Below are 11,332 nucleotides of genomic sequence, written 5' to 3' on the forward strand. Positions count from 1 at the left end.
GACGATGAAGCGCTTTTTTTCAGACGGCCTGAAAAGTGTAGGGACGGCTTTGGCGGTGTATCTGGCCGTGCTGCCTGCCGCCCATGCCGCGCCGCGCGTGGCCACCGCCGATTGGTCAACCGCCGAAACCCTGACCGCCATGAAACTGCCGCCGCTGGCCGTGGGCGACAAACGCGCTTACGGCAACTGGGTCAACTATCCCGTGCTGCCCGTGCAAACGCTGGACTCGGGTTTGCGCTTCCAACCCAACCTGGAACGCCTGCGGCAGCTCAAACCCGATATGTTTGTACAGTCTTCATGGTTTGCCCATTTGAAACCGCAATTTGCCGCCATCGCGCCGGTGCACGAAATCGACTTCGCCACCGCAGAGGGCACGCAATATGCCCGCACCGTCGCCGCCACCCGCGCGCTCGGCAGGCTGGTGAACGCCTCCCCTGCCGCCGAGCAACTGATTGCCGACACCGAACGGCAGCTGGCGCAACATCGGCAAACGCTCGCCCCCTACCGCACGCGCCCGCTGGCCATCGTTCAGTTTGTCGATACACGCCACCTGCGCATCTACGGGCGCACGTCGATGTATCAGGCGGTGTTGGACAAACTGAACCTGCGCAACGCTTGGCAGGGCGAATCCAACAACTGGGGCTTTGCCAACATCACGCCGGCCAAACTGGCCGAACTGCCGCCCGATACGCTGCTGCTGGTGGTGAAGCCGCATCCGGCCAATGTGCATTCCGGCTTGGAAAAAAGCGCATTGTGGCAGCGGCTGCCGTTTGCGCAGCCTGCCAACCGCCGCGTGCTGCCGCCGTCGTGGAGCTACGGCGCATTACCGTCGATGCAGCATTTCGCGCGACAACTTGCACGCGCGCTGCCGTCTGAAAAGGAAGCGGCATGGTAGGGCAAACGGTTTTTTTCAGACGGCCAGTGTGGGCGTTGATGATGATATTGGCCGCTTTAGCCTTGCTGTCGGGCTTGTGGATTCTCAAGCTGCAATGGATTTGGCCGTGGCCGCAGCTGTTTGCCTCGTCCGACACGCTGCCGCTTGATGCGCTGGCTGTGCAGCAAAACACCCTGCCGCGCATGGCGATGGCGGTATTGGCGGGCGGCGGTTTGGCGACGGCCACCATGCTGATGCAGCAGGTGCTGCGCAATCCGCTGGCGGCCGACAGTACGCTGGCGGTGGCAGGCGGCGCGCAACTGGCGCTGCTAACCGCCGGCGTGTTTTTCCCGCCCTTATTGCTGCACGGCACGTTCAGCGTGGCCTTTGCCGGTGCGGCGGCGGCGCTCGCGGCGGTACTGGCTTTGTCGGCACGGCGCGAAATGATGCCGGTTACGGTGGTATTGGCCGGTTTGGTAATGAGCCTGTATCTCGGCTCCGTCAGCGGCATGATTACGCTGTTTTACGGTGAAGAGGCGCGCGCGGTAATGCAGTGGGGCAGCGGTTCGCTGGTGCAGGACAGCTGGCACGACAGCCTCGGCCTGCTGTGGCGGCTGGCGGTGGCGGGCGCGGTGTCGGCCTTGTTGCTGAAGCCTTTGAACATCATGAGTTTGAGCGACGATCAAGCCGCTGCGCTGGGCGTGCCCGTGAAAGCCGTGCGCACCGCCGCATTGGCTTTGGCGGCGTTTGTGTGCGCCACTGTGGTCGGCATGGTGGGCATGATGGGATTCGTGGGACTGGCAGCGGCCGCTGCGGTGCGGCAGGCCGGCGTGCGCACGCTGGCTGCCCGTTTGGCCGCATCGTTTGCGGCAGGCGGCCTGATGCTGTTGGTAACCGATAATGCGCTGGTGCTGCTGGAACACTACCGCGGCATCGCCCTGCCCGCCGGTGCGCTAACCGCCTTAATCGGCGCGCCGCTGCTATTGTGGCTGATGGCGCGTATGCCCGCCCGCCCTGCGTTTCAGACGGCCTCAGGCGGTAAAACCGCCGCGCTGCGCGCTTCGCCGTGGCTGCGTTATTCGCCCGTTCTGCTGTTGCCTGTGGGCGCACTCGCGCTGTTGGCAGGCAACGGCGAACACGGCTGGCATCTCGACACCGACCCCGCCGTGTGGGCGCTGCGTTATCCGCGCCTGCTGCTGGCGGCCGGCTGCGGCATGATGCTGGCCACGGTGGGCGTGCTGTTGCAGCGTTTGGCGCAAAACCCGATGGCCAGCCCGGAATTGCTGGGCATCAGTTCCGCCACCGCTTTGGGCGCGATGACGGCGGTGATGATATTCGGCGTTACCTCGGGCAGCGCGCTGTTTTGGCTGGCCGGCGGCGCGGCGGCTTTGCTGGCCTTAGGCTTGATGATGTGGTTCAACCGCAAAAACGGCCTGCAACCCGAAAAAGTGCTGCTCACCGGCATGGCGCTGGCGGCCTTGAGCGATGCCGCCATCCGCACTTGGTCGGCCATGGGCGACTACCGCACCCAGCAGCTCTTAATCTGGCTTTCCGGCTCCACCTACCACACCACGCCGCTGCTGTCGGCGGCGGTGGCCGCGCTGGCCTGCCTGCTGCTGGTTGCGGTGCTGCCGCTGGCCAAATGGCTGGCGCTCTTGAGTTTGGACAGCGTGGTGGCGCAATCGGCCGGACTGAACGTGAAACGTGCGCGGCTGGTGCTGATTCTGTTGAGCGCGGTGCTCACCGCCGCCGCCACGCTGATGGTCGGCCCGCTGAGTTTCACCGGCCTGCTCGCGCCGCACTTGGCCGCCATGCTCGGTGCGCGGCTGCCCAAACAGCAATTGCTGTACGGCGCGCTGTTGGGCGCGTTGATGATGGCGCTGGCCGACTGGCTGGGGCGGCAGCTGGCCTTCCCCTACGAAATCCCCGCCGGCCTGATGGCCACCCTGATCGGCGGCGCGTATTTTATGGTGTTGGTGAGAAAGCTGTAAGAAACGGCAAAGGCCGTCTGAAAACCTTTCAGACGGCCTCAACAGATGCAGCCGAACCAGTGCTTAATGTCCACCCATGTTGGAAAACAGGTTCAACACCAGCACACCCGCCAAGATCAGCGTAATGCCGATGATGCCGCCCGCATCGACTTTCTGGCCGAAAAACACCACGCTCACCGCCGCCGTCAACACCAGCCCCACGCCTGCCCACACGGCATAGGCCGTGCCCAGCGGCATGGTTTTCAAGGCAAGGGAAAGAAAATAAAACGCCAGCCCGAAGCCCAGCAACACGCCAAGCGACGGCCACAGCTTGCTGAAACCGCTGCTGAGTTTGAGCATGGTCGAGCCGAACACTTCGCTCACGATGGCCAAAGCCAAAAACAGCCAGTGCATAACGATGCCTTATCTTTAAAAAACGGAAAGCTGATTGTAGCAACAGGCTAAACATTTGTGCAGGCTTGTTTTTCAGATTTTCTATGCGCAAGCCGCCCGTTGTTTTCAGACGGCCTGAACAGCAGGATCCGGCAACAGTGCATTGATTGGGCAGTAGGTCGGGCATTTATGCCCGACATAACCCGAATCCAAGTAAAAGTCGGGCATAAATGCCCGACCTACCGCTTTCAGGCCGTCTGAAAAGCAGACTGACAACTTTTTGACCACCAATCAACCATAAACACACACCATGTCCATCTTCCACATTATCTGCCGCAGCCACCGCAAACCGTTTCTGCTGATGCTGCTGTTCACCTTATTATCGGGCGCGCTCGGCATCGGCGTGCTGGCCTTTATCAACGGCCGCCTGCTGCAAGGCGGCACCGACGGTGGCGCGGCAGTGTGGCAGTTTGCCCTGCTGGTGCTGTTTTATTTTGCCGCCGCCACGTTTTCGCAAATCAAACTCTCGCAAATCGGCCACAGCTTTATCTGCACTATGCAGGTGCAGCTGGTGAAACAGATTATGGACGCGGGCGGAGAAGCCTTGCAGCAGGCGGGCAAGGCCAGAATTCTGGCGGCTTTGTCCAACGACATCCGCACCTTATCAATATCGTTTACCCGTCTGCCGGAACTGGTTCAGGGCGTGCTGTTTGCCGCCTCATGCAGTTTTTACCTGCTGTGGCTATCGCCCGAACTGTTTGCCGTTACCGCACTGATACTGGCGGTGATGGTTGCCGTCAGCCATTTTATCGTGCGCCTGCACTACCGTTATTTCCGCCAAATGCGCGATGCCGAAGACGGCCTCTACCGCCATTACGAAACCGTGCTCGACGGCCACAAAGAACTCTCCCTCAACCGCTACCGCGCCGAACGCTTTTTCAGGAGCGAATTCAACCCTGAAGCCGAACGCAGGCGCAGTTTCCACGTCCGCGCCGATGCTTATCATCTGCTCGCCGTCAACTGGGGCAACAGCATCATGCTGGCAGCGGTGGGCGTGGTGTTTTACCTGTCGGCCTATCACCAATGGGCGAGCCTGGCCGACGCCGCCACCGTGAGCATGACGGTTTTGTTTATGCGCGGCCCGCTCACCGCCGCCATCGGCGCGTTTCCCGTGCTGCTGCAAAGCCAAGTGGCCTTGCAGGCGCTGGCACGGCTGCAACTGCCCGAACACCGCAGCGGCTTCCACGACGGCGCCGCCCTGCCCGACAACTGGCAGACCATACGCCTGGAAAACATCCGCTACACCCACCCCGCCCAAGGCGGCCAAACCTTCGCTCTCGAACCGCTCAACCTCACGCTCAAACGTGGCGAAACCGTGTTTCTCATCGGCGCCAACGGCTCGGGAAAATCCACGCTGGCTATGGTGCTCTGCGGACTTTATCCGCCCGCCGGCGGCAGAATCTATGTGGACAACATCGAAATCACCGCCGCCAACCGCAGCGCCTACCGCCAGCTGTTTTCCTCTGTGTTCACCGATTTTCACCTGTTCGAACAGCTCACCGACGGCATGGGGCAAGACGTTTCAGACGGCCTGATTGCCGACTGGCTCAAGCATTTGCAGCTTGACGGCAAAGCCAAAATCAAAGCCGGCCGTATCCTCAACAGCAAGCTTTCGCAAGGCCAGAAGAAGCGCCTCGCCCTGCTGGCCGCCGCACTAGAACAGCGCAGCATCCTAATTTTAGACGAATGGGCGGCCGACCAAGACCCGCAGTTCCGCCGCACGTTTTACGAACAACTGCTGCCGCTGCTCAAAGAGAGCGGCTACACCGTGTTTGCCATCAGCCACGACGACAAATATTTCCACCATGCCGACCGCATCCTGTCGATGAAACACGGCGTGTTGAGCGAATACGGCGCAGAAGAAGCCGTGCGGGTGGCCGATGAACACAGCCGCTGAAGCCTGCCGCCGGCACCCCGGCCGTGCCGCCCGTGGCCGCTTTTTCAGACGGCCCGGCAGTTTCTGTAATGATTAAAAATTGTTTCCTGTTTTACAATAAAAACAATAACAAAAATTCGTATCAAACAAACAACAAAAATAAAGAAATATTGTCATATTATTTCTGTTTTTACAACATATGAAACAAAATGTGCCACAAACAGCCTATAATCCGCACCGCCAGGCCGTCTGAAAACAATAAAGGCTTTCAGACGGCCTCTTCCCGCATAACCATCCGAAAGACAAACACGATGAAAAACAAACAACGTATTTTTGCCCGCAGCCTCTTGGCCGCCGCCGTTTTAAGCGCCTACACACACAGCTTCGCCGCCGATGACGCCGGCGCACAAAACGCCGAAACCGCCGAGCTGGAAACCGTTACCGTGGTCGGCTCCATCAACAAACTGGGCGGAGTGCCGTTCCGTCAGGCAAAATCGGCCGTTTCCGTCAGCACCGAAACCCTGAGCGAGGAAGGCGTGGAAAAAATGGACAAAATCGGCCGCTATCAGGCCGGCTTCACCAACCAACCCTACGGCAGCGACACCAACACCAACTGGTTCCGCATCCGCGGCACCGAAGCCGGCCAGTCGTTTGACGGCGCACCTGCCGTTGCCTACGGTTTCTTCACCCCGCATATCGATCCCTTTGCCGTAGAAGCCGTAGAAATCACCAAAGGCGCCGATTCGCTCACCTACGGCGCGGCCAATGCCGGCGGCTTGGTCAACTACATCAGCAAACGCCCGCATAAAAACCAAGTGGGCAAAGGCGTGGTCGAAACCCATGTCGGCAACAACAACCAGCGCGGTATCGCCGCCGACTACACCGGTGCGCTCAATGCCGACCAAAGCCTGCGCTACCGTTTGGTGGGTTCGTACAAACGCGCCGACGGCGACTGGGACCGCACCTACAACGAAAGCTATTATTTCGCCCCCTCGCTGGCGTGGGACATTACCGACCGCACGAGCCTTACCCTGTTGGGTAGTGTCCAGAAAGACGTAGGAATCCCCAGCAGCAACCTCGTGCCTCAAGCCGGCAGCCTGTTTGCCGTAAACGGCCAAAAAATCGATCCGAAAACCAACCTCGGTGATCCGAGTGCAGACAACGAAACCAATAAGCAATACGCATTAGGTTACACATTCAGGCACAATTTCGGCAACGGCCTGTCGTTCGATTCCAACTACCGCTACAGCCGCATCGACAACAAACACACCGGCGTTTACGTTTGGCCGTCGTTAAGCGGTAATTTTGCCACCCGCGACGTGGTGATCAACGACGGCAAAGCCACCGGCCATTACGCCGACAACCGTCTGACCTGGCAATGGAAAAACCAACACATCCAAAACACCTTGCTGGCCGGCACCGACTACCGAAAACAAGACACCGAAGGCGTGTACCAAAATATGCAATATCCCGGTTCGATTGTCAGCCCAAACACAGTCAACGTATTTGCGCCGACTTACGGTGTCAGCATCGACGGCAGCAACGTACCGCGTACCGACATGAGCCTGCGCCAAACCGGTTTCTACCTGCAAGACAGCGTCAAACTGTTTAACCTTATCGGCATTACCGCCGGCGTGCGCCACGACCGTGCCCGCAGCGAAGAAGTGGTTAACGGCCTGTCAAACAAAGCCAACCACACTTCCTATTCGGGCTCGGTTATGTATTACGCCCCGTTCGGCCTCAACCCCTACATCGCCTACAGCGAATCTTTCCGCCTGCCCGAAGGCCTGAGCGGCAACCAAACCCTGTATGATCCGAACACCACCGAACAATACGAAGCCGGCCTGAAATACCTGCCCTCATGGCTGGACGGCAGCGCTTCTGTTGCCGTGTTCAAAGCCCGCGACAAAGGCGCGTTGGTATCGGGAGCAGACGGTATCGGCAGCACCGTCAGCGGAGACACTTCCAAACGCAAAGGCATCGAATTGCAGGCACAGGCCAACCTCACCGACAACATCAGCGCGCAACTGGCTTACACCTACCAAAGCCGCGTCGACACCGAAGCGGGCGCGGACTACCGCAATCCGCTGTTTGCCAAACACAGCGCCAGCCTGCGCGGCAGCTACCGTTTCAACAACGGCGCACTGGGCGGCCTGTCTTTGGGTGCAGGTATCCGCTATGTCGGCAACAGCAAGATCGACGGCCAATGGGCAACCTACCGCGGCCTGAAAGTGCCCTCGTCCACCGTGGTTGATTTGTTCGCCCGTTACGCCATCAACAACAATTGGGAAACGCAGCTTAATGTCGATAACGTCAGCAACCGTAAATACATTGCTGCCTGCGACGCCAGATACTGCTACTACGGCCAAGGCCGCAGCGTGGTGGGCAAGGTAAGCTACCGCTTCTGACCGCCCTCCTCCCCCAATTCCGCAAAAACGGCTTGAGGCCGTCTGAAAAAACGTTTTCAGACGGCCTCAAGCCTTTCAGGCAGACAACACTTGCCGAAGTCAAAAACCGTAACGGACATTAAACCCGTAAACGGGAGAATCGCTCTTAAAGCCCTCCGGCCTGCTCAAAGGCTTGCCCGCAAACAGATCATAATCGAGCATGCCGCCGATTTTCCGGCTGCCTTTTACCCCCAGCACCGTTCCGACCAGCCGCTGTTTGGCCAGCCCTTCGGTGCTGCGCCCCGATACCCGGCCGCCGTCCAGCCCCACATAAAGCTGGTGCGACTGCAGAAAATGCCAGTTTAAATTATTCTGCCAATACCAGCCCCGCTCCCCCATCAGGCTGTTTTCACCGTCGAACCCGCGCACGGTATAGCGGCCGCCGATAGAGAGTTTGTCTTGCGGGGTGAGCGGGGTTTTATTCCACTGGGCGCGGATTTCGCTGTCGGCCGAAAACAACTGCCTGCCGATTTGAAACGGTGCGGCAACTCCCAAATCAGCCGTAACAACCTTCATCCGCGATGCGCCCGGAACACTGCCGTCATCAGTGTTAAACTCTTCCGGCGCGGGCAGGCTTCGGCGCATACCCGTGCCGCGTTTGTATTCCAGGCCGCCGCTGAGGGTAAACCTTCCCAAACGGGCGCTGTGGCGCAGGTCTGCCGCCCAGCCCGCCGTGCGGCGGCGGTGCACGTCCAACTCATTATCATCAATATAGCGGTATACCTGCCTGCCCCACAGCCTGCCCGTTGCAACGGTTTTATGGCGGGCATTGCGCCAGAGCACCCGTGATGCGCTCAAACTGCTGTTATAGCTTTTACCGTTGAAATCATAATTGCTGTAAAAACCCTCTGCCGCCTCATGATAACGGTAGCCGTTGTGGTTGAAGGCCAGCAGCCATTTTCCGAAAGGGGCGGAATAATGCAGGCTGTAGGCGCGGCTGCCGCTTCCGGTGCGTATGCCTTCCGAATCGGTAAACGCGGCCTTATGGCCGAGGTCGCGGCTGTATGAAACATAAAACAAATCGCTCAAACCCAGAGGATTGTCGAAAAACACCGCCGCCGTGCCCTGGTATTTGCCCGTGGCCTTGCTGCCCGAATCATCCGCACCGATGCTGAAACGCACAGGTTTGGCCTGCTGCCAGTCTACCGCAATGTCGCTATACCCTTCGGCCTCGGCAGGCTCTATGCGGATATCGGCTTCCACACTCGGCAGCCGCCGCAGGTTTTCCAGCCCCTGCTCCAAATCGCGCAGGTTCAAAACATCACCGGTTTTAACGGGAAACTTATTGGGAAAAGCAGAAACACGCCCCGCACTCGAGGCTTCCCCATTGTTTTCGCGGTAGCGCAGCGCACCCGCCCTGCCCGGGCGGACTGTTATTTTCAGACGGCCCTCCCCCAGATCCTGCGGCTCGATAACGGCCTGGGTTGTAATATAGCCCGCCCCAATCACGGCATTCTGCGCCAGCTTCTGCAGGTGCTGCACGCTGCCGCTTCCCAAACACATACCTGCCCTGAAACCCGACTTCCTGATAATTTCAGGCACCACAAAGGCAAACCGCCTGCCGCCTTCGCCGTCCAACAAAATTTCATTAACCCTCACACACGGCACTTCACCTTCACCGAACGTAAAATCCGGCTCTGCAACCGCCGCCTTATCAAGGCGTACATCCGCCGACGGCGCAAACTGCCTGTCCAACTGCTCCTGGCGCTGCTGGTTGCGGATAAAGGCAGCCTCGGGATCATCCGCCCGCGCAACGGCACACATCAGGCAGGCCGCAGCCGGCAGGGCGGTTTTCAGAAAAAAACGCGGAAACATTTCACTATCCATATCAGCAGTTAAAAAACAAAAAAATTATATTGCGGATTCAAACCACAGGCCGTCTGAAAGGCAGAACGTTTTTTCAGACGGCCTTATTATCCCGCCCAATACTCGCTGCCGTCTTCGGGATCTATCCAGACGGCGTAGGCGGGGCAGTCTTCGTGGGTGAACCAGATAATAATATCGCCCTCATAAGCACCGTAAGGCATATCGCTTTTCGGCCAAACTTCCCTGAATATCCGCTCCCACTCTTCGGGCGTATGCTCGATGATCTTATCGTCGCGTTGCAGCTTCAGATGGCCTCGGCGGAGCAGCTCTTTGAACAAAATGAAAAAGGCTTCGGTTTGCTCTTCAAAATTGTCGGAAAAATCCTCTATTGCATCCCATAGGCAATATAAAGGCAACTCTACCCGGGCTGATTCAATATCACATTCCAAGCGGGGCAAATATGCCTGCTCTATTTTCTGTCGGTTCATAGTCATTTAAATTTAATCTCCCTTCGTGTACTGCCGGATCCTTTATCTTGAATAAGTTGATTCAGTTTTTGATCTTTTATCTCAAGTGTCCACCTCGGTTTGCTTCCATCGGGCAAAGCCGTTGTAGATTTAGAGCGTACGTTAATCGTTGCTCCATCAACAGTTTTCATATACCAAGTGTCTGTTTTTCCCGGAACATTCACAATGTTTCCCTCCCCCCAACTTCTCCGCATAATCGAACACCTCCTTACGCAGCTTGGCATCGCTTACTTTCGATGCGTCAAAAACCCTGGTCGTGTTGCTGCGGTTGGCCGCTTGGATCATCTTTTTTTAACTTCGTACTGCTGGTACTAAAAGATATTTAGCCGCTAGTCATCTTTAATTTACAAAGAATTTTTTTTCAAATACATGTCCCATTCACTATAAAGATTCCGAATGGCATCTTGTTCGCTAATAGAAGGCATGCCGGTTTGCCAATCATCATTTGGCATATATCTTACAAATGGTTCAATTTCTTCAGGATAGTCAAAATCTTCATAAACTTTCTCAACCTCTCCTAAAGGATCATTAAAGCTATCTTTATTTTCATAAATACTTTTTAATACGAGATACAGCCATTTTTTTTTATCATAATCCGTATAATCGAAATTTGGGGACAACTTGCTAATTATCTCCCCAACCTTATACGCCTCTGATTTTGTTACAAGAGATAATTCACAAATCAAATCATTTTCAGGAAAAAAGTTCAATTGGTGCTTGGCAAAATTGACAACATCAATCCAGCCTAGATATTCACTACCATACCCAAACTTAATATCTTCCCAAGACAATTGAAAAAGATCATTATCAGCTATACTAATCATAAATAATCTCCAAAATCTACTTAACAACCTTTTGATTTGGTTTGCCTGTTATTTTCCCTCCCTCTATAAATCTTTGATGTGTAACATTATTGCTCTTATCTACTATATATTCATAAATACCTTTTTTGCCATTAAAACTTCCTTCCGTCTGCAATAAAGTCCGTTTGACCCCATCTTTTCCTGTAATGGTAAATATCTTTCCGGACTCCAACTGTCGTTTTGACAAAAAACTTGCCGCACGGTGAGCAGAGTCAGGTTTCAAGGCAGAACCAGTCCGATTAAATGTCCAAATCTTGTCAGCAATTTGAGAACGTAAAATATACTGCCCTCCTGCCCTACTCACAGCACCACTAGGAAAAGCCGTCAGCAAAACATCCAGCGCCAGCCCGTCGCGTTCGGCGATTTTCTGAACGCCTTGGTAGTAACGGTTCGAATCGCCTTTGGAATCCGCCCACAGGGCGTCCAGCTCGGCTTCGTATTTCGCTTCGTCGGGGGAGGCCGCCAACGCATTATTCACCACCGCCACCTGCGCGGCGTTGGCGGCGGTGTCCACAT

Annotated in this window: 8 protein-coding genes and 1 pseudogene; 4 read left to right on the forward strand and 5 right to left on the reverse strand. The window is 56.5% G+C overall.

Annotation, left to right across the window (positions count from 1 at the left end):
• The first annotated feature begins 4 nt into the window (after window positions 1-4).
• Window positions 5-895 carry an ABC transporter substrate-binding protein gene (locus Q3970_RS01730; protein WP_303098884.1) on the forward strand — a complete coding sequence of 297 codons (891 nt, stop codon included), beginning with the start codon at window positions 5-7 and terminating at the stop codon, window positions 893-895.
• The gene (gene fhuB / locus Q3970_RS01735; protein ID WP_303098885.1) at window positions 889-2,865 is read left to right on the forward strand and encodes a Fe(3+)-hydroxamate ABC transporter permease FhuB; all 1,977 of its coding nucleotides are present in this window, start codon (window positions 889-891) and stop codon (window positions 2,863-2,865) included. Before Q3970_RS01730 ends, fhuB begins: the two co-directional genes overlap by 7 nt.
• Window positions 2,866-2,928: 63 nt before the next feature.
• On the opposite strand, the gene Q3970_RS01740 is transcribed toward fhuB, so the two are convergent.
• A complete protein-coding gene (locus tag Q3970_RS01740; RefSeq protein ID WP_303098886.1) occupies window positions 2,929-3,258 on the reverse strand; it encodes a multidrug efflux SMR transporter in 330 nt (109 codons plus the stop codon).
• A gap of 289 nt (window positions 3,259-3,547) precedes the next feature.
• Between Q3970_RS01740 and Q3970_RS01745 the strand changes: the two genes are divergently transcribed.
• Together Q3970_RS01745 and Q3970_RS01750 are read left to right on the forward strand one after the other, a co-directional pair.
• Window positions 3,548-5,194, forward strand: coding sequence for a multidrug ABC transporter permease/ATP-binding protein (locus tag Q3970_RS01745; RefSeq protein ID WP_303098887.1), 1,647 nt, complete (start codon window positions 3,548-3,550; stop codon window positions 5,192-5,194).
• 290 nt (window positions 5,195-5,484) lie between these two features.
• A complete protein-coding gene (locus Q3970_RS01750) occupies window positions 5,485-7,581 on the forward strand; it encodes a TonB-dependent siderophore receptor (RefSeq protein WP_303098888.1) in 2,097 nt (698 codons plus the stop codon).
• A gap of 99 nt (window positions 7,582-7,680) precedes the next feature.
• Here Q3970_RS01750 and Q3970_RS01755 read toward each other — a convergent pair whose 3' ends face one another.
• From Q3970_RS01755 to Q3970_RS01770, 4 genes and pseudogenes are all read right to left on the reverse strand, one after another.
• Window positions 7,681-9,435 (reverse strand): ShlB/FhaC/HecB family hemolysin secretion/activation protein, encoded by a 1,755-nt coding sequence (locus Q3970_RS01755; protein WP_303098889.1) that lies wholly within the window; start codon window positions 9,433-9,435, stop codon window positions 7,681-7,683.
• A 98-nt stretch (window positions 9,436-9,533) separates the two neighbouring features.
• Window positions 9,534-9,914 carry a DUF596 domain-containing protein gene (locus Q3970_RS01760; protein ID WP_368494364.1) on the reverse strand — a complete coding sequence of 127 codons (381 nt, stop codon included), beginning with the start codon at window positions 9,912-9,914 and terminating at the stop codon, window positions 9,534-9,536.
• A 383-nt stretch (window positions 9,915-10,297) separates the two neighbouring features.
• On the reverse strand, window positions 10,298-10,777 hold the full coding sequence (locus Q3970_RS01765) for a DUF2247 family protein (protein WP_303098891.1): 480 nt from the start codon (window positions 10,775-10,777) through the stop codon (window positions 10,298-10,300).
• 16 nt (window positions 10,778-10,793) lie between these two features.
• A pseudogene (locus tag Q3970_RS01770) lies at window positions 10,794-11,332 on the reverse strand (hypothetical protein); the annotation flags it as partial.

Origin of the sequence: Neisseria sp. (assembly GCF_030530745.1) — a bacterium.
GTDB lineage: Bacteria > Pseudomonadota > Gammaproteobacteria > Burkholderiales > Neisseriaceae > Neisseria.

Bases quoted from the DNA above. Each gene is read 5' to 3' on its own strand.
- Q3970_RS01730 (WP_303098884.1), top strand. From the start codon at position 5: ATGAAGCGCTTTTTTTCAGACGGCCTGAAAAGTGTAGGGACGGCTTTG.
- fhuB (WP_303098885.1), top strand. From the start codon at position 889: ATGGTAGGGCAAACGGTTTTTTTCAGACGGCCAGTGTGGGCGTTGATG.
- Q3970_RS01740 (WP_303098886.1), bottom strand. From the start codon at position 3,258: ATGCACTGGCTGTTTTTGGCTTTGGCCATCGTGAGCGAAGTGTTCGGC.
- Q3970_RS01745 (WP_303098887.1), top strand. From the start codon at position 3,548: ATGTCCATCTTCCACATTATCTGCCGCAGCCACCGCAAACCGTTTCTG.
- Q3970_RS01750 (WP_303098888.1), top strand. From the start codon at position 5,485: ATGAAAAACAAACAACGTATTTTTGCCCGCAGCCTCTTGGCCGCCGCC.
- Q3970_RS01755 (WP_303098889.1), bottom strand. From the start codon at position 9,435: ATGTTTCCGCGTTTTTTTCTGAAAACCGCCCTGCCGGCTGCGGCCTGC.
- Q3970_RS01760 (WP_368494364.1), bottom strand. From the start codon at position 9,914: ATGAACCGACAGAAAATAGAGCAGGCATATTTGCCCCGCTTGGAATGT.
- Q3970_RS01765 (WP_303098891.1), bottom strand. From the start codon at position 10,777: ATGATTAGTATAGCTGATAATGATCTTTTTCAATTGTCTTGGGAAGAT.